Annotated in this window: 14 protein-coding genes and 1 tRNA gene; 13 read left to right on the top strand and 2 right to left on the bottom strand. The window is 44.4% G+C overall.

From position 1 onward, the window contains the following. Positions 1 to 60 precede the first annotated feature (60 nt). Entirely contained in the window at positions 61 to 921 is an 861-nt protein-coding gene (gene folD, locus IX91_RS10360; protein WP_004748512.1) for a bifunctional methylenetetrahydrofolate dehydrogenase/methenyltetrahydrofolate cyclohydrolase FolD, read from the bottom strand. A 201-nt stretch (positions 922 to 1,122) separates the two neighbouring features. Here folD and IX91_RS10355 point away from each other — a divergent pair. The 4 genes from IX91_RS10355 (at position 1,123) to IX91_RS10340 (ending at position 6,731) form a co-directional block, all read left to right on the top strand. Next, positions 1,123 to 1,199, top strand: a tRNA-Arg gene (locus tag IX91_RS10355). A 407-nt stretch (positions 1,200 to 1,606) separates the two neighbouring features. Further along, the gene (locus IX91_RS10350; protein ID WP_004749652.1) at positions 1,607 to 3,241 is read left to right on the top strand and encodes a response regulator; all 1,635 of its coding nucleotides are present in this window, start codon (positions 1,607 to 1,609) and stop codon (positions 3,239 to 3,241) included. A gap of 134 nt (positions 3,242 to 3,375) precedes the next feature. Then, a complete protein-coding gene (locus IX91_RS10345; RefSeq protein WP_004748517.1) occupies positions 3,376 to 3,984 on the top strand; it encodes a DUF2913 family protein in 609 nt (202 codons plus the stop codon). Between the two features lie 206 nt (positions 3,985 to 4,190). Further along, complete coding sequence (locus IX91_RS10340; RefSeq protein ID WP_004748518.1) at positions 4,191 to 6,731, top strand: beta-prism lectin domain-containing protein; 2,541 nt, start codon at positions 4,191 to 4,193, stop codon at positions 6,729 to 6,731. A gap of 74 nt (positions 6,732 to 6,805) precedes the next feature. Here the strand turns inward: IX91_RS10340 and IX91_RS10335 are convergent, their stop codons facing one another. Further along, a complete protein-coding gene (locus IX91_RS10335; protein ID WP_004748519.1) occupies positions 6,806 to 8,803 on the bottom strand; it encodes a methyl-accepting chemotaxis protein in 1,998 nt (665 codons plus the stop codon). A gap of 650 nt (positions 8,804 to 9,453) precedes the next feature. On the opposite strand from IX91_RS10335, the gene IX91_RS10330 reads away from it, so the two are divergent. From IX91_RS10330 to IX91_RS10290, 9 genes are all read left to right on the top strand, one after another. Next, on the top strand, positions 9,454 to 10,176 hold the full coding sequence (locus tag IX91_RS10330) for a response regulator (RefSeq protein ID WP_004748522.1): 723 nt from the start codon (positions 9,454 to 9,456) through the stop codon (positions 10,174 to 10,176). Beyond that, complete coding sequence (locus IX91_RS10325) at positions 10,166 to 11,626, top strand: ATP-binding protein (protein WP_004748524.1); 1,461 nt, start codon at positions 10,166 to 10,168, stop codon at positions 11,624 to 11,626. Before IX91_RS10330 ends, IX91_RS10325 begins: the two co-directional genes overlap by 11 nt. A 143-nt stretch (positions 11,627 to 11,769) precedes the next feature. Next, positions 11,770 to 13,017 (top strand): ABC transporter substrate-binding protein, encoded by a 1,248-nt coding sequence (locus IX91_RS10320; protein WP_004748526.1) that lies wholly within the window; start codon positions 11,770 to 11,772, stop codon positions 13,015 to 13,017. Between the two features lie 117 nt (positions 13,018 to 13,134). Continuing rightward, a complete protein-coding gene (locus IX91_RS10315; RefSeq protein ID WP_004748527.1) occupies positions 13,135 to 14,058 on the top strand; it encodes a carbohydrate ABC transporter permease in 924 nt (307 codons plus the stop codon). Beyond that, positions 14,055 to 14,912 (top strand): carbohydrate ABC transporter permease, encoded by an 858-nt coding sequence (locus tag IX91_RS10310; protein WP_004748529.1) that lies wholly within the window; start codon positions 14,055 to 14,057, stop codon positions 14,910 to 14,912. Before IX91_RS10315 ends, IX91_RS10310 begins: the two co-directional genes overlap by 4 nt. Positions 14,913 to 14,917: 5 nt before the next feature. Beyond that, the gene (locus IX91_RS10305; protein WP_004748530.1) at positions 14,918 to 16,033 is read left to right on the top strand and encodes an ABC transporter ATP-binding protein; all 1,116 of its coding nucleotides are present in this window, start codon (positions 14,918 to 14,920) and stop codon (positions 16,031 to 16,033) included. A 416-nt stretch (positions 16,034 to 16,449) separates the two neighbouring features. Then, a complete protein-coding gene (locus IX91_RS10300) occupies positions 16,450 to 17,445 on the top strand; it encodes a TRAP transporter substrate-binding protein (protein WP_004748532.1) in 996 nt (331 codons plus the stop codon). A 78-nt stretch (positions 17,446 to 17,523) separates the two neighbouring features. Further along, positions 17,524 to 18,195 carry a TRAP transporter small permease gene (locus tag IX91_RS10295; RefSeq protein WP_004748534.1) on the top strand — a complete coding sequence of 224 codons (672 nt, stop codon included), beginning with the start codon at positions 17,524 to 17,526 and terminating at the stop codon, positions 18,193 to 18,195. Between the two features lie 3 nt (positions 18,196 to 18,198). Continuing rightward, complete coding sequence (locus tag IX91_RS10290; RefSeq protein ID WP_004748535.1) at positions 18,199 to 19,560, top strand: TRAP transporter large permease; 1,362 nt, start codon at positions 18,199 to 18,201, stop codon at positions 19,558 to 19,560. The last annotated feature ends 325 nt before the right edge of the window (positions 19,561 to 19,885 follow it).

The following is a 19,885-nucleotide window of genomic DNA, read 5'->3' as shown; positions in this document are numbered from 1 at the left end:
AAACAAAAAGGGCAGATATCACTCGATATCTGCCCTTTGATTATTTATGGCGTCTTAGTACTACTTCTTAGTATGAAACTGCTCACAAGCAAGCATGGTGTTCTCAATTAGGCTTGCTACCGTCATTGGTCCCACACCGCCTGGTACTGGGGTAATAAAGCTTGCGCGCTCTTTTGCGTTGTCATAATCAACATCACCAACTAGCTTGCCTGAATCTAAGCGGTTAATACCCACATCGACCACTACTGCACCTTCTTTGATCCAATTGCCAGGAATAAAGTTTGGTTTACCTACTGCAACCACAACTAAGTCAGCTTGGCGAACATGACCTTCTAAGTCTTTAGTGAATCGGTGACAGGTTGTGGTCGTGCAGCCTGCCAATAGTAGCTCAAGCGTCATAGGGCGGCCGACAATGTTTGACGCACCTACAACAACCGCATGCATACCACGTAGGTTGATGTTGTAGCGCTCTAGTAGAGTGATAATGCCTTTAGGCGTACAAGAGCGGAGTTTAGGAATACGTTGAGCCAAACGACCTACGTTGTATGGGTGGAAACCATCGACGTCTTTTTCAGGGTGAATACGCTCAAGGACATGTGTCGCATCAATACCAGCAGGAAGCGGTAGCTGAACAAGAATCCCGTCGATCTCAGCGTCACCGTTTAGCTCATCAATAAGAGCCAGTAGCTCTTCTTCTGTCGTCGTTGCAGGAAGGTCAAAAGATTTTGAGACAAAGCCAACTTCTTCACATGCACGACGCTTACTGCCGACATAAACTTGAGAAGCCGGATCTTCGCCGACAAGAACCACTGCTAGGCCAGGAGCACGCAAGCCAGCTTCTTTACGAGCTTTTACGCGGGCAGCAACTTCTGAGCGAACAGTTTGGGAAATTAGAGTTCCATCAATATTTTGAGCGGTCATGACTTTCCTTTAATAAGAATGGCGAATTATTTGCAGCGCATTGTCGCAAATTATTTGACGAACATCTATAAGCAAACGTTTGCTTTGTGGTGTTTTTAATCAAAATAGAATTCTGTGACCTTTTTTTAGTCAGTCAGATCATAATGTTACTAAAAGCCCTTGTTTTAAGAATTCGAACTCGTATAATCCTTTCCCTGTAGCGCGCCCTTAGCTCAGCTGGATAGAGCACGTCCCTTCTAAGGATGTGGTCGTAGGTTCGAATCCTACAGGGCGTGCCATTTATTCTAGAAACCCGATAGCTCATAGAGTTGTCGGGTTTTTTCGTTTTGGTGCTTTCCAACTTGTCTTTCTCACGTCATTAGGTAGTCGATTACCGCCATTTTCAGCGCTTGATATCGAGTCAATGTTGATACGTGAATGCTCTTATTTTTCAGTTGTTTGCTCAAGTATCGTTCAATGTACATCTCTTTAATGAATGTCTGCTGTTTTAGGTTTGGTTTTGTGAATGTTTATAAAGGTTTGTTTTTGTCAGTAATTGTTTGATATATAAGCATAAAATGGATTTTTATAATGATTAATTTGTAACAGCGTTTAGGCTCATGTATCTAATTCTGCGGCTAGTGATAGGCTTTAATATGTCAGCCTTTTAGCTTCCAATCGAAAATTAGATGACAGATGTAGTTAGATGGCGGACAAAAAAGATTTAAGTGACAAGCGAATACTTATCGTGGAAGAGAACAGTATGTTGTCCTCGTCGATAAAAAACATGCTGAAAAAAATGGGTGGTGCAGAAGATAAGTTGCACAAGGCACAAAATGTCATGACCTTTAAGCAGCTTGTTAACCAGCATCGCTTTGATCTGATCATCTGTTCTTACGCGAGTAAGAAAAAAATAGTCGGCCCTAAATATCACTACTTGTATCAGCAAAGCCGAGCTTACTCGCGTGACTGCTCATTTGTTGTGATTGCCAACAGTGGCGATGATGAACAAAGCCGAGGGGCAGAGGAGTTAGAGCCGGACAATATTCTTGGTCACCCTTTTAACTACAATCAGTTTAAGCACCTTATTGCTAGCAGCTTAATTAAACGCTCGATTTTGGCGACTGTGCATAAGAAGCTCGAAATTGGTTTATATGATGACGTGATTGAAATTTGCAACCGACAGTCAAAGCGTAAGGGGATTGAGTGGCTAGACTTTCACAAAGTCGTTGTTGATTGTTACGTAAAACAGAATAAATATGACTCAGCTTTACTTGTTCTTAAGCAGCTAAGCAAACAAGTAAAGCATCGTTGGCCACTTGTAAAACAGATTTCGCTTCATAATGAACTGGGAAATGAGGTGGAAGCGCTAACCTTAGCTCACGAATATGAGCTTCTTGGCTATCCTGATGACCCTTTGGTTTCGCAGATCACCGCTCGTCATTCATTGCTTGATTGTGATTTAGACAAAGCGGTTAGGGTAATGATCAAGCTTTCAATCCGCTACCCACATATTGTGCATCTAACACTTAAGTGCGTGATGCTATGTATTATGCTCTCGGACTATCGAAAAGCGTCGATGTTTCTCGCCAAAATTGACTATGACTCGGTGCTAGATGACGAAGAGTTGGTGTTTATTGAGGAACTGAGACTGTTTCTCGAAGCACTTATTGCCATCAAAACACGCAACAAAATGAATCCGGCGACATTGAAAACGTCTCTAAAGGCAATTTTGGCTATTCAAGAGAATGAGTTAATCGATAGCCATAAGTTTTCAAAAGGCCTGTATCAGCTCTTACTGCAAGTCAATGGATTGAATCCTGTTTGCTCGCCAAAGCGTCTTGAGTTGCTGTACAACCAAACTAAGCTAGAACATCGCAAGTTTGCTCTACTTGCAGTAGCACTTCATATTGGCTGCTTAGACTTAGCCAGAACTTGGTTGAATGAGCTAAGGCTACTCAATTCAAGCAAGAAAGATATTGCGATGACGATTAGCTGCATTGTGCTTGATAAAGCCGAAGCAATATTGAGTGTTAAGGCGCAAGCAATGCAGCAAGCGACAGAAAAGGCGTCGTTAGGTCGTGTGATTGATGCTTTAGCGATAAAGGCCAAAGAGGCGCCTTATTTTATCAACCATCACTCTCATTTTATTAACGCCATGCTGAAGTTTAAGGTGTCTGATAGCAGCAATATCGAGTTGCTTAAAGAGCAATTTCCTGTGAGTGTAGGGATTGTTATCGAGAACTTGATAAAGCAAGACCCGATGCACCCGAAAGTCACACAGATCCAAAAGGCAAAGCGTATTGTGCAGAAACGCCTTCAGACTCCGCTTCACGCTTAATCTTGAAGTTTGGTGAATAGTTGCTCAGACATCGATTGAATACTGTACTTACGTAAGGCTTTTCGGTAGCATGTCGTTCCTTTAACAAATTCTAATAGACTAAGCTCAAGCTTGGCACCTTACGCTCAGAGAACATGCGCAGTATCCATACCAAAATTAAACCTGAATTCGAGCCGTTACTGGCGGAGCTCGCTCTTCATGCTTTACTCCATTTGCGTACTAACCATACTGCGATCGTTTTAGGTAGCAAATCTCGCTCTCAAATCAACGATATTCTTTCTGCATGGCTAAACAAAGCCGCCAACAGCAAGAAATATAAGCCTTTCAAAAAGAAGGTGAAATCGCTGGTCAGTCATGCGCGTTCTCAGCGACTGGACATGGAAGCCATGTTGGGCAATTTGCTGACACCCATAGAAGGGGATGAACTGCCACACCTTGATAGCTTTTTGCTGTTGGTTAATACGCTCGAAAAAGAGCTCAACACCACAGTGCTTGTCTCAAGCCCTGAAGCTGTCGACTTACAACACAACAGCAAAGGGTGCTTGCTTTGTGTGCTTTCTGCTGATCTCAATGCCCATTTCAATAATCGTAATCGCTTAGTCGCGAATATTTCGATGCTGTTTCGTGGCACTCACGGAGAGAAGCACTCTTTCCTCCGCACAATATATTCTTCATCTCTGTTTGATCACCATATCGAGTTTGAAGATGGTGACTTTGTCAGAATTACCCTCTCGCTTCGCTAATCGCCTCTTTCTATTTTTAATAGTTCTAAAGTTTATAATTTCACGTATTAGAGACTTTTTTGTCCCTAATTAATCTCGTGACTTATTGAGATTTGTTTTAATAATGAGATATCTCATTATTGAACAGTTGATTTCTTTATAAGTTATTGAACTTATCAATTTGTAAGAAGATATTTAGCGCTCCAATAACTAGAGGGAAAAACCGTATGGAGCGCAAACTGATTTCATTGGCGACTGTGCTAGTGTCATTAAATGCAACATCCGCTTTCGCAAAAGCTGCGGAAGGAGAAGGGTGTATTGTTAGTTTAGAAACAGGTGAAAAGTATTGTTTAAAGGTTGGTGAACGTTCAGGTTACTCGTTACCAGCATTCATATATCAGCATGATATTGATGTTTATGCAGCTCCAGGTACAGCAGTCATGCTCAGCGACTGGGACAACCTGTCATACAATAGACTTGCCGTTTTTCAGGGCTTTACGCCTAATCAAGAGCTTGAGTCTGTTACTGCATACAATGGCAAGATCATCGACTTTTCCGCTCCGCGCTCAATGCGTGTTGTTGCAAAAGATGCAGAAGTAGAACCAGAACTAACGTGGTCGTGGCAAGAAAGTGACTTTATGCCGCAATATAACCAAGTTATGTCTTCACCAGTGATCGTTCAATTAAATGATGATAACGGTGATGGGAAAATTAATAACAGAGACATTGCCGATATTATTGTTACGACATTTTCTGGCTCCAATTATAGCCAGAATGGCATAGTTCGAGCGTTAAGTGGTAAAGATGGGGCTGAATTGTGGGATTATCGTGAGGGGTCAATTTTCGCTGACCCTCGTTATTCTGTTGCTGCCGCTGATCTCGATGGTGATGGAAAAATTGAGATTGTTTCTGGCGCGATTGACTCGAATTACATCACTATTCTTGATCATCAAGGTCACCAGAAAAAACAGATAGAAATTATTTCGACAGGCTATCCTGCTGGTCAATTTGCTATTGCAGATATTGATAATGATGGTAGTGCGGAAATATTAGGTGCTGACGGCGTATATAATTACCAAACAGGCTTATTAAAATTCTCATACGCTTGGAGTCCTGCCCCTATCCCAGTAGATGCTGATGGCGATGGAATCCAAGAAGTTTTCGCCGATACGTCATTATATGATGCGAATGGCGCCGAAGTTTGGTCTTACCCAACACCTTATCGTGCTTGGTTCTCATCGGTGGCAAATTTAGATGATGATGCGAGTCCAGAATTGATCGTTTCAATTCCAAGAACGGCAAGTGAGCCGGATAGAAGCTCATTCTCGGTATTGGAGCACGACGGCTCTGTTAAATGGAGTGTGACCAATGTAAGCAATCCAGGCGGTGGTGTTCAGGCTGTATCTAACTTTTTGGGTAAACCCAATACATCCGCAATCTCTCAGTCAGACACCTTTGGATTTAAACATCGTAAAAGTGCAAAACTCGCCGTTGAAGACGAGCAGCTTCTATACGTGAACTCAGGTTTAGCCATTGACGCAATTGGAACTAATGAGGGCAACTTGGTCGGTGGCGATGGTGGTCACGTCAATACGCCGATCGACCTCAGTAAAGTCACGGAAGTGGCCATTACCTCCGGTAAATACTTCTGGGGTGGAAAGCATCTATTGGCACTTGAGTTCTACTATGCAGATGGCTCATCAACAATGTTTGGGTCGAAGAGAGCCGCATTCTGGCAAAAAACTGAGCATTTCCAATTGCCTAAAGGCAAAACGATCAGTGCAGTCAATGTTTGGTCAAAAGGTTGGTTAGTGGAAGCGCTACAGTTTGAGCTGACCGAATCCGCGGGCAATGAAACGCTTGGGATTGTTTATGCCGGCTACAATGCCGTCGATATGTACAACCGTCATGGTGAACTTGTATGGACAGTACCAAATGATGACTCGACCAGTGGCAAGATTGGTGTTTCGGCATTTGATTTCACTGGCAACGGTATCGACGAAGTGCTTGTTCAGGACCAGTCTAAAGTACGAATCCTTGATGGTCGTAGTGGTTTAGCGCTTGCTGAAATAGCAAACTCAACTGGTAGTTTGTGGGAGTTCCCTGTGGTGGCCGACCTCGCCGGAGACAATGATGCTGAGCTGGTTATTGTTGCGAATGACTATGACGAAAGATACTCGACCAATCATGGTGTTTATGTTTACAACTCCGACGACGACGATAAGCCATGGAAGAATGCGACCCGTATTTGGAACCAACATGCATTCTATCTGAGCAATATTAACCAAGATGGAACACTGCCAGATAAGTATGAGCCTAGCTGGTTAACGCACAATACCTATCGCTCAAGTTCGTATATTGCTGAAGAAAGTGAAAGTTCTAAAATTTATGGTTTTCCAACTGGACAGGCTACTGAACTCAATCTAGATGACGAACTATTCGTTCGCTCTAGTTGGATGATCGACGCCCTAGGGGCTGATGAAGACGAGATGGTAGGTGGTCACGGTGGCGTGCTAGGAATTCCCGTTGATCTGGAACGAGTGGCATCTGTTGAAGTGACGTATGGCACCTTCTATTGGGGCGGCGATCATGTTGTCGCGCTTACCTTTATCTACCACGATGGTACGGTGCTATTTTATGGCTCTAAACACTATGCCTACGCGAAGAAAACAGGCAAGTTCGATGTACCTGAAGGTAAGGAAATTGAAGATATGAACGTATGGGCCACAGGCAACTACGTTGATGCGGTTCAATTTATATTTGATTAGAGTTTAACTCTCTAAATAGAGATAAAACGCCAACCGGTACTTTGTGAACCGATTGGCGTTTTTGTTTTGAACGATTATGCCAGCTTAAACTTCTCTAATTGGTCACTCACTTCACTCACTTCATGACGATAGCTTGTGACAATTTGGTTCATGCTATCGGCAAGTTGCCCTGTATTTTGCGCAATATCAGAGAGGACATCGACATCTTGGTCGACCGCTTCGCTGGCTTTAGACTGCTCGACCGTAGAGTTGGCGATACTGGTAATGTGTTCATTAACCGTTTCAATCAATACTTCAAGTTGAGAGACGCTATTGGTGACTTCAGAAACTGAGTTGAACGTTGAGTCGGTCGCTTCTCGGCTTTTATCCATATTACTCACCGCAGTTTGCGTATTATTGGTGATGTTTGAAAGCAACTGAGAGATGTGTTCGGTTGCTTCTTTACTGCGCTGAGCGAGATCTCTAACTTCAGAAGAGACAACGGCAAAGCCGCGGCCATGTTCACCAGCGCGAGCAGCCTCAATGGCAGCGTTCAATGCTAATAAGTTGGTTTGCTCGGAAATACCATTAATCGTTTCAACAATTTTACTGACACTTTGTGCGTCTTGCTCTAACTGCGACATACACTCTTGGGTTTGCTCTATTTGATTGACCAAGGCCTTCACAATCTCATAAGAATCTTGGCTTTGCTTTTGACACGTGAGCACCTTATTGGTCATTTGCTCCGTTTCTTCTAATGCGCGCTCAGAAGAAGAGGCGATCTCTAGACTTGATTGAGAGAGCTGAGTCATGGCGGCAGCGATGTTGCCACATTTGTCAGAGGTTGCTCGACTGCTGTCTCCAAGGTCATTGGCCCCTTGAACCATTTGATCGAGTCGCTGATGGCTGTGCTCATTGGTTTCGGTGACGTTAATCAACAACCGTTTAATGCTGGAAACCAAGCCATTCACACTTGATGATATTTGCGACAGTTCATTTTTTCCTTCATCTCTCAGCACCATGCTAAGGTCGTTAGATTTGGACATACTCGCTAAGTTGCTAGTGAGTTCACCTACTCGGTGCTTAATACTTGAAAGGCTGGTAACCAGTCCACCGACCAAAATAGCACCTAAACAGACAATCGCAGCGATCATCATACTGAGTGACCACTGCGCAGAGCTTGCTTGAGTTGAAACTACATCAGTCATTGTGGTCGCTAGCTGATTACGTATTTTATTAACCAGCTTGATTCTCTCCGTGGCTAAACCGAACCAATCTAAAGCAGAAGGACCTTGTAGGTTTTTTAGTTGATCTTTCTGACCTAAGTATTGGTTCTGAATATCAACAACCTGTTTCCAAGTTGGGCTGTTTTTTGCTCTATCGAGTTGGTTTAAGAACTCACTTGGCATGGCTAGGCTCGCTAGTCTTTCTGCGTATTCACCGGACTTGAGATAATTCTCTATTGCGGTGTACTGACCAAGCGAGGAGTTTTTACGAGCAAAAGCCCCGTTAAGTGCGCCGCGAACTTGTCCGGCCCTTTCTTTAATAACCATCACTGAGGTTAAAGAGTTACCTAGTCTGATAATCTCAGAGTTACTCACGCCAGAAACCAGCAGAACAGCATTGTCGATCGCGAGCTGATTAAGATTGGAGTAGTAAGCGAATGGAGAGCGCTGAGGTGAAAGTTGGTCAACTTGGTTGCGGATTTGATTGATATCCGCAAGCTGAGTAGCCAAAGACTGTTTCAAATTATTCGCCAGTTCTGAAGAGATATATTCAGGTTTAAATGCGTTAAATGCCGCGATGTGCTGATCGGCATTTTTGCGCTGCTCTTTGAGCTTAGCGACTTGCTCTTGTGCGCCTTTACTTCCAAGCACCCCAGCCGTTAACCCTCGTTCTACGGCAAGGTTATGTGCCAAGTTATCGTAGAGCAGTGTCAACTTGATGATCTCCTGATCGCGATTGGCCTGTTCTACGGTGGTCTTTTGAAAAACGGCGAGCTCTACGGCCATTAGCATAGCTAAGATTAAGGGAATGCCAGCTAGGGCGGTAAAGATATGGTGAAGTGAAAAGCGTTTTATGAGCGATCGCATAAATGGCCTCCTAACGTCGAATTTATAATTATGATGTATTGATAATAGTTGAAATGACTTGCCCGTAGAGTGACCAAAGCCAGATTGTGTGCGTTAAACTCAGGGTTATTGATTAATTTGGAAATAAAGCTAATCGTTGTCATAAAAATTTAATCTAAGTATGCATTGAGAAAGTCTCTAAATTTCATCATATTGTAATGACTATGTAACAAAAGAGAGACTAGCCTATGCAGCACCAAGAAATGATTCAACCTTCCAACTTTGGCCTAATAGGCCGTACTTGCTTATTTTCTTTGATCGGTATTGTGAGCGTTTTTACCTTGTTATAGAAATAAGCCCAGAGGCATGCCTTGGTTTGTGAATGAATGCTTATTTATGTTTACGCATTTCCAAGGTGCCCTCACTCTAGCGCAACGTCCAAATCCTTTTGACCTCGCTTGACTGCTCTGCTTGATTTCATGTTGTTCAACTAGATCAATCTTTCGGCTATATAACCTCGAGCGCCTTTGAATGATGGTTAATTGTTATTTTGTTAATAAGATGTGATGTGTGTCCGCAAGAGGTTCAAATTCTTTGGAATCTTCATTCATTACGACTATAAGAAGTGATTACACTCGCTCTATCAATACAGAGCAGTAATAGGTAAGGGTATGTCAGCTAAAATTCTCGTTGTCGATGACGATCAAGAAATTTGTGAGTTATTGGAAGAGTATCTGACCAAGCAAAGCTATCAGGTTTCGGCCGTTAATGATGGTGAGCAAATGAAAGCCTATATAGAGCAGCAAGGCTATCCAGACCTGATTTTACTCGATGTGATGCTACCTGGAGATGATGGGTTTACCCTGTGCCAGCAAGTGCGCCGTCACTCGTCTGTGCCTATTATTATGCTCACTGCGGTGTCTGATGATACTGACCAGATTATTGGTCTAGAGATCGGTGCAGATGACTATATCGCCAAGCCATTTAACCCTCGACACCTTAACGCACGTATCAAAGCGGTTTTGCGCCGCGTCAATGTAACGGAAGAGATCCCAGCTAGCGCCAATGCTAAGTCGATAGTGTTTGGTGACTGGCAGCTTGATCCGTTAGCGCACCGAATTACTCACTTGGAAACCCACCAATCGCATGATCTATCAGGGAGTGATTTCGCTTTGTTGATGCTGTTTCTCAAGCGTCCTAATGAAGTGTTAGATCGCGATACCATCTCTTTTGCGACTCGTGGGCGTGAAGCGCTCCCATTTGAACGTGGGATAGATGTTCAGCTCAGTCGATTAAGACAGCGACTGGGTGATAGTGCCAAGTTCCCTCATTATATTAAAACGATGCGTGGTAATGGCTATTTGTTGGCAGTACCGGTGAGCTATGAGAGCTAGAGTTTGGAACTGGTTTCGACAGTTTAAGCCCAACTCATTAGTCAGCCGAACATTAGGCTTAACCTTACTGGCAGTCATTCTCGCGCAAGGAGTTGCTACCAGCATCTGGTATACGGAATCGAAACACAAAGAGCTGGCAGGGATTCGGGACGCTTCAGAAAGCATGGCCAACATGTTCGCGTCTACAGTGACCTTTTTTCAATCTCTGCCTGTTCGCTACCGCCATATCGTGCTGGACCAAATCCGTAATATGGGCGGAACACGCTTTTTCGTTTCTTTCAATAAAGAGCAACTCATTGTAGAACCAATCGAAGATACGCCGTTGAAACTGGCATCAATTGAGGCGATTGAAGGGGTATTGCAAAACAAACTGCGCAAAGCAGAAAGTATCTCTGTCGATTTCTCCCATCCAGATAACCTACGTTTACTGAAAAACGATATCTATCTGCATGATCTACCAAAATCATGGGCGCACCATACCCTGACGTTAAATCCTATCGACCCGCCAATCTTAGTGGTGCAGATCGAGCTTGCCTCGCATGAGTGGGTTTACATAGCGGCTCTGCTGCCAGCGCCTTACGTTACGCTAGATGACACCTTAATTGGCCGTGAGCAGATTCTGTTTCTGATTTTCTCGACTACGATTTTGCTTGCTCTGACCTATCTATTGGTTCGCCGCCAAGTCAAGCCACTTAAGCGATTAGCCAAGGCCGCCAATGAAATGAGTATGGATATTGAACAGGCGCCGCTGCAAGAAGAGGGGGCAAGTGAGCTTATCACTGCCACCCGAGCATTTAATCGTATGCAGCAACGAATCCGACGCTATGTTGCCGATCGTGAACATCTTTTCTCGGCCATTTCACATGATTTAAAAACGCCTATCACACGTTTGAGGCTGCGCGCTGAGCTTCTGGAAAGTGATACCAAACGCGAGAAGTTCAATCGTGACCTTGATGAGTTAGAGATGATGGTGAAAGGGGCTCTGCAATGTGTCCGTGATACCGATCTGCATGAAAACAACGCCTATATTGATTTAAGTGAAATGATACAAAGCGTCGCGGAACCTTATAACCAGTATCAAACCCAAGTCGAGTTTAAGCCAAAAGAGATGGATCCGATTGTCGCTAAGCCACTTGCGATGAAACGTGTGCTAAGCAATTTGATTGAGAATGCGGTCAAGTATGGTCAACGTGCTGAAGTGAACGTCATGGTTGATGATGAATGGATAACAGTGGTCATCTGTGATCATGGCCCTGGTATTCCTGAAGAAAAGCTAGAAGCCGTGTTTGAGCCTTATTATCGCTTGGCAAATGATGAAGATGGGCATGGTTTAGGCTTAGGAATTTGCCGCAATATCCTCCATGGACATGGCGGAGATCTCATTATTGACAACTTGCCAAATAGAGGCTTAAGAGCGCAAGTCTTTATCCCACCGAGTCTTGAGGTGTAATGTAACATTGTTGTTACATTGGTTTTACGGTTTGTTTCAATCAAAAAATTCTAATTGGATAGACTCCCTTATGTACAAGCAAGAACGCTTGGGGTCATTAAGCAGTTGGCCTGAATGTCTAATCCAATACATGGAAGATAATAATGAAACTTAATAAAACCCTACTTACCCTCTCTCTACTTTCTGCTGCTAATTTTGCTAACGCTGGTGAAGTTGAAGTTCTTCACTGGTGGACAGCGGGTGGCGAAGCAAAGTCTGCCGCTGTACTTAAAGATATGCTAGAGCAGCAAAACCATACTTGGAAAGATTTCGCGGTTGCTGGTGGCGGCGGTGAGTCGGCAATGACTGTACTGAAAACGCGTGCCGTATCAGGTAACCCACCGTCTGCAGCGCAGATCAAAGGTCATGATATTCAAGAGTGGGGCGGTCTTGGCTTCCTAACGTCACTAGACAGCACGGGTCAGCAAGAGAAATGGGATGAAATCCTTCCTTCCGTTGTAACTAAAGTGATGAAGTTTGACGGCGAGTATGTAGCGGTTCCTGTTAACGTTCACCGTGTAAACTGGATTTGGGCAAACCCAGAAGTACTTAAGAAGTCGGGCGTAGAACTACCAACAACCCTTGATGAGTTCTTCGTAGCCGCAGACAAAATTAAAGCAGCAGGTTACGTGCCTTTAGCGCACGGTGGTCAGCCATGGCAAGACGCAACGGTATTTGAAGCAGTAGCACTAGACGTTCTAGGCAGTGAAGATTACAACAAGGCATTTGTTGAATTGGATATGGATACACTGTCTGGCGACAAAATGGTTGAAGTGTTCACTAAGTTTAAGAAAATTCGCGACTACATTGACGCCAACTCTCCGGGCCGTGACTGGAACGTAGCCACTTCAATGGTCATCAACGGTGAAGCGGCAATGCAAATCATGGGTGACTGGGCGAAAGGTGAGTTTACCGCTGCGGGTAAAGTCCCAGGTAAAGACTACATCTGTGCACCAGCACCAGGTACTAACGGCCAGTTCACGTTCAACATTGATAGCTTTGCGTTCTTTGAACTGAGCGATAAAGCAAACCAAAAAGCGCAGCAAGATCTAGCGCGCACCATCCTAACCAAAGACTTCCAAGAAGTGTTCAACCTAAACAAAGGTTCAATTCCAGTACGTTTAGATATGGACATGTCGAAGTTTGACCAATGTGCATTGGACTCAATGGCGACCTTCAAAGCGAGTGCTAAGTCAGGTGACCTAGTGCCAAGTATGGCGCATGGTCTATCGACTACAAGCTACGCTCAAGGCGCGATCTATGACGTCGTTACTAACTTCTTCAATGACGACAAAGCGGATCCACAACAGGCAGCACAAAAGCTAGCGAAAGCGGTTAAAGCTGCGATCTAACTTCTCGTAGTTAAATCACACCCCCAAAGGGCGTTCAGGCTTGTGGGGAGCCTGTTCGCCCTTTCCTCTATTTCCGATCAGGATATTGATCGGCGCGTTATGACGTAAGGACTCGTTATGGAGCATGTTGTAAATCGGTATGAAAAGAAGTCGACAACTAAGGTCAGTTTGGCCGACCGACTTCAACATTGGCTGCCGAAAATCGTTCTTGCCCCGACCGTTCTTGTAACTGTGGTTTGTATCTATGGTTATATTTTCTGGACAGCGGCACTCTCAATGACCAACTCCCGTTTTCTCCCTAGTTTTAATTTTGTTGGCTTCTCTCAATACGAAAAACTGATGGATAACGACCGTTGGATCACTTCTATTACCAACCTAGGTGTTTTTGGCCTGCTGTTCATGCTAGTGGCGATTGGACTTGGTGTTGGGCTAGCGATCCTTCTTGACCAAAATATCCGTCAAGAAGGGGCAATTCGTACCATCTATTTATACCCAATGGCCTTGTCATTCATTGTTACAGGTACGGCGTGGAAATGGATTCTTAACCCAGGTCTTGGTATCGAAAAACTGATGCAAGATTGGGGTTTTACTGACTTTAAATTTGATTGGCTAGTGAATTCCGATATGGCGGTCTACACCTTAGTGATTGCGGCTGTATGGCAATCTTCAGGTTTCGTCATGGCAATGTTCCTTGCAGGTCTGCGTGGTATAGATTCTTCGATTATCAAAGCTGCGCAGATTGACGGTGCGAACTTACCAACCATCTATTGGCGTATCATTATGCCGTGTCTAAGACCGGTGTTTTTTAGCGCCGTGATTATTACCTCCCACATTGCGATTAAGAGCTTTGACTTGGTCACAGCAATGACAGCTGGCGGGCCAGGGTACTCTTCCGACCTTCCTGCGCTGTTTATGTACGCGCACTCATTCACACGTGGTCAAATTGGTTTAGGTGCAGCCAGTGCGATGATGATGTTAGCGGGAATACTCGCGATTTTGGTGCCTTACCTCTATTCAGAACTTAGGGAGAAAAAGTCATGATGCAAGGAATCAATTTCTCTCGACTGTTTATCTACTCAACGCTGGCATTTTTCTGTGTGGTTTACTTGATGCCGCTGTTCGTGATGGTGATTACCTCTTTTAAAACTTTGCCAGATATTAAAGCCGGTAACTTAATGAGCTTACCAACCGAGTGGGTGTTCGATGCTTGGCTTAAAGCTTGGGACAGCGCTTGTACCGGTGTGAAGTGTGAAGGGGTGAAAGGGTATTTTTGGAATTCGTTCCAAATGGTGATACCTGCAGTAGCCATCTCTACCTTGCTCGGCGCGTTCAATGGTTACGTTGTGACCAAATGGCAATTCCGTGGCTCGAACCTGTTCTTTAGTTTGCTACTTTTTGGCTGCTTCATTCCGTTCCAAGTTGTTCTTTTACCAATGGCAACGGTATTAGGTAAGCTTGGCTTGGCGAATACTACTGCTGGACTGGTGATTGTTCATGTTATCTACGGTATGGCATTTACTACGCTCTTTTTCCGTAACTTCTACATCAGTATTCCGGATGAGTTAGTTAAAGCAGCCAAGCTTGATGGTGCCGGTTTCTTTACCATCTTCTTTAAGATTTTACTGCCAATATCGACGCCGATAATCATGGTGACCGTCATTTGGCAGTTCACCGCAATCTGGAATGATTTCTTATTCGGCGTCGTTTATTCAGGTTCAGAGACTCAGCCGATTACGGTGGCACTCAACAACTTGGTCAACACCAGTACTGGGGTGAAAGAGTACAACGTTGACATGGCAGCCGCGATCATTGCCGCACTGCCGACACTCTTAGTTTACGTATTAGCAGGGAAATACTTCGTTCGCGGCCTAACGGCTGGATCGGTAAAAGGATAATTATTATGGCAACACTAGAACTTAAACAAATCCGTAAAACCTATCCAAAGGCGGACCAAGAGACGCTGAAAGGCATCGACATCAATATCGACTCAGGAGAGTTCCTGATCTTAGTTGGGCCGTCGGGCTGTGGTAAATCAACTTTGATGAACACCATTGCGGGGCTAGAGAACATCAGCTCAGGTGAAATTGTGATTGATGGCAATGACGTGTCTGAAGTTGAACCGAAAGACCGTGATATCGCGATGGTATTCCAGTCTTACGCGCTGTATCCCAATATGACGGTGCGTGGCAATATCGAGTTTGGCCTCAAGATACGTAAAATGCCAAAGCAGGATATTGATGCAGAAGTAGAGCGCGTTGCGGCAATGCTGCAAATTGATCACCTGCTAGATAGAAAACCTTCGCAGCTATCCGGTGGTCAGCGCCAACGTGTGGCGATGGGGCGCGCTTTAGCTCGTCGACCTAAGCTCTATTTGTTTGATGAACCACTATCCAACCTTGATGCGAAACTGCGTGTTGAAATGCGTCATCAAATCAAACGTCTGCATCAGCAGCTCAACACCACCATTGTCTACGTGACTCACGATCAGATTGAAGCGATGACTCTGGCGGACAGAATCGCGGTAATGAAAGATGGTGAACTGCAGCAACTGGGTACACCGCAAGAAATCTACAATAAGCCCAACAACATGTTTGTGGCTGGCTTTATGGGGTCTCCTTCGATGAACTTTATTAAGACCATGGTGGATCTCGATGGCGAAGATAAGCCGGTTATTAAGGTTAAGGGCAGTAATGGGCAAGAACACCACATTAATTTACCTGCTTCAATGCGAGAGCAAGATGGCAAAGAAGTGGTGATTGGTCTTCGCCCTGAGCACATTACTGACAGTGAAAACCAAGAATCTGATGCGACGACTCAGTTAGATTTAACCTTAGAGGTGCTTGAACCAACCGGGCCAGATACTATCGCGATGATCAAGGTGAACGAGCAGGAAGTGGCATGCCGTCTCTCGCCTGAGTTTGATGTAACAGCGGGTCAAGTTGCGTCTTTACACTTTGATCTATCCAAAGCGGTATTTTTTGATGCGGCGACCGAGCAACGTATCGAATTTCACTAATGGGTGATTTAATTGATATGTTTATTAGTAACTTTGGGTGAAGTCGACTAAGCTTAGTAGCATAGCATGAAGTGAGTTTCATGCAGAGTGAGTCGAAGTGGGCAGTCATGTCTCCTTACTGCTCATCTCATCTCTAGTAACGAAAATGGCAGCTACTATAGCTGCCATTTGTTTTTCTATTTTTGCATGCTTGTTAAATATGTGTAAATTCACCCGTATTGAAATTTGTGATGGGTGGAATTCCCCCCATTTTAAAAATCTTAATGTGATCTCGATAACGTCATCGATTTATCAATAATCTTAACTATTTGAAAAATAAGAAATAATAATAAGTAATTCAATTTGGCGCGGTTATTGCCCTTATTAAGGTATCAACTCCCAGTGATGGGGTTGTTCATTTAACAAGGAGAATAATAATGTTTAAGCCATTGACCCTACTATCTGCATCGATTCTTGCTGTGACCAGTTTTAACGCTGCGGCGAACTGTGATCCGGGCGAGACAGTGATTAAGTTCAGTCACGTAACGAATACAGATAAACACCCGAAAGGTATCGCGGCTTCATTACTGGAAAAACGTGTTAATGAAGAGATGAACGGAAAAGTGTGTATGCAGGTTTTCCCTAACTCGACTCTTTATGATGATAACAAGGTTCTAGAAGCACTGCTCAACGGTGACGTGCAACTTGCTGCCCCTTCTCTATCAAAGTTTGAAAAGTTCACGAAAAAGTACCGTATTTTCGACCTGCCATTCCTATTTGAAGACGTAGAAGCGGTTGACCGTTTCCAAAACTCTCAGGCTGGTGAAAAGCTGAAGAATGCAATGCGCCGCCGTGGTCTGCAAGGTCTAGCGTTCTGGCACAATGGTATGAAGCAGATGTCAGCGAACAAGCCGCTTATCTCTCCTGATGACGCAAAAGGTCTTAAGTTCCGTGTTCAAGCCTCTGACGTACTGGTTGCTCAATTTGAACAGCTAGGTGCTAACCCACAGAAAATGTCGTTTAAAGAAGTGTACGGTGGCTTACAGACTAAAGTTATCGATGGTCAAGAGAACACTTGGTCAAACATCTACGGTAAGAAGTTCTTCGAGGTTCAAGACGGTATTACTGAAACGAACCACGGTATTCTCGATTACCTAGTCGTGACGTCTAAAGACTTCTGGAAAGGCCTACCGGATGACCAGCGTAAGCAGCTAAACAAGATCATCCAAGAAGTGACTGAAACGCGTAACTCTGAGTCTTCACGAGTTAACCTAGCGAACAAAAACAACATCATCGAAGCTGGTGGTGAAGTTCGTACGCTAACACCAGAGCAACGTCAGCAGTGGGTGACTGCGCTTCAACCAGTTTGGAAGAAGTTTGAAAAAGACATCGGCTCTGACCTCATTGAAGCGGCTCTAGCTTCAAACAAATAATAACTAAAACCTAGAAAAACATTGGCCCTCTTGTCGGGAGGAGGGCCTTTCTTTACCTGCGATATAGTGAAGTAACTTATGGAACAGTCAATTTTTGCCAGAATTGGGAAGGTGACAGACGCAATTGAAGAGACATTGATTGCGTTCTTTTTGGGAGCAATGACCTTGCTCACGTTCGCCAACGTTGTATTTAGATATGTCTTTAACGACAACATTTTATGGGCACTGGAACTTACCGTGTTCATGTTTGCTTGGATGGTTCTTGTCGGCGCTTCGTACGGCGTTAAAAAGCATTTTCACATCGGTGTCGATGTGGTGATTAACCTTGCTCCAGAGCAACTACGTAAAATCTATGCCTTGATTGCTGCGGCATGTTGTTTGGCTTTCTCAATTCTGCTGTTGATTGGTTCATGGAACTACTGGTATCCGTTTGCAACCGAGCGCGCTTGGTACGAAACAGACGATATTCCAATGCCAGAAATGCTGCAATTCCTTGCTGATTGGCTTAATGAAGGCGAGCGCTACGAAAAAATGCCGCGCTTTATTCCTTATATGGCGCTGCCGATTGGCATGGCGCTACTCACATTCCGTTTTGCTCAAATTACGCTGCAAATCATCTCAGGTAAATTGGACCGCTTAATTGCTGGTCATGAAGCGGAAGAAGAGTTAGAAGCGCTAAAAGAAGAGCTCAAGGATGCTGGTGAAGCGATGGAGCCGAAGAACAACAATAACCAGAACAAGGAAAGCTAAACCATGGAAATCTTATTCTTATTCGTCATGGTGATTGGTTTTATGCTTGTTGGCGTGCCAATCGCAATTTCACTGGGCCTATCAAGTATTGTCTTTTTGATGATGCATTCAGATGCGTCGTTAGCCTCTGTCGCTCAAACTCTATTTAATGCCTTTGCTGGACACTACACCTTATTGGCAATCCCGTTTTTCATTCTCGCTTCAAGCTTTATGTCTACCGGTGGGGTAGCAAAACGTATTATTCGTTTCGCTATCGCAATGGTGGGGTGGTTCCGCGGCGGTTTAGCCATGGCTTCTGTTGTGGCGTGTATGATGTTCGCCGCGCTATCTGGTTCATCACCTGCAACGGTAGTAGCAATCGGTAGTATCGTTATCGCTGGTATGATCAAAAATGGCTATTCAAAGGATTTTGCGGCTGGGGTTATTTGTAACGCTGGTACATTGGGTATCTTGATCCCGCCTTCAATCGTAATGGTTGTCTACGCCGCGGCGACGGATGTGTCTGTAGGGCGTATGTTCCTTGGTGGTGTGATTCCTGGTCTTCTTGCAGGTGTGATGTTGATGATTGCCATTTACATTGCAGCGCGGGTGAAGAACCTACCTAAACAGCCATTCGTTGGTTGGGGAGAAATGTTTGCAGCGGCAAAAGATGCGAGCTGGGGTCTATTGCTGGTGGTTATCATCCTCGGTGGTATCTATGGCGGTATCTTTACACCAACAGAAGCGGCAGCAGTAGCAGCTGTGTACTCTTTCCTTATCGCCAACTTTATCTACAAAGATATGGGGCCGTTTGCCGATAAGAAAAACACCAAACCTGCATTAGTGAAAATCTTCCAAGCGTTCATCCACAAAGACACAAAGCATACCTTGTATGAAGCAGGTAAACTGACCATTATGTTGCTGTTTATCATTGCTAACGCTCTGATTCTAAAGCATGTACTAACGGAAGAACGCATTCCACAAATGATCACCGAGTCTATGCTATCAGCAGGTCTTGGCCCGATTACCTTCTTGATTGTGGTTAACGTTCTACTACTGATTGGCGGTCAGTTCATGGAGCCATCGGGTCTGTTGATTATCGTTGCACCGTTAGTGTTCCCGATCGCTATCGCGCTCGGTATCGACCCAATCCACCTAGGTATCATGATGGTGGTGAACATGGAGATAGGTATGATTACTCCTCCGGTCGGGCTCAACCTATTTGTAACCGCTGGGGTAGCCAAGATGTCGATGATGCAAGTGGTTAAAGCCGCACTGCCTTGGGTAGCGGTGATGTTCCTCTTCCTCATTATCGTGACATACGTGCCTTGGGTTTCGACATGGCTTCCGACCACTCTGATGGGACCAGAGATAATAACCAAGTAACGTAATGAACATAAAAAGCCCCAGATAGGCAGTTATCTGGGGCTTTTGTTTTTAGGACATTTCTATTTATGGACAGTGGAGTTGATACCAACCAGAATAAATATCTGGTCATTCTTGCTGGTTAAAATCGCTGATAGCTGCGTTATAGATTTTGTAGGTAGAGAAACTAGCTAGCTGCAATCTATGCCTCGCTCTAAGCGATTTTTCCTGCGCAATTATCTGAGCCCCTATTTATCCCGATTGGTATAACAAGACAACTCCATTCATCACTTCCGTTTGATGAGTCCAATATAGGCGGTCAAAGATGAACTAAAGATGAATAGAC

This window comes from Vibrio tubiashii ATCC 19109 (assembly GCF_000772105.1).
In the GTDB taxonomy this organism is placed as follows: Bacteria; Pseudomonadota; Gammaproteobacteria; order Enterobacterales; family Vibrionaceae; genus Vibrio; species Vibrio tubiashii.
Note: the sequence above shows the minus strand (reverse complement) of the source record. Positions and strands in the feature narration are given on the sequence as shown.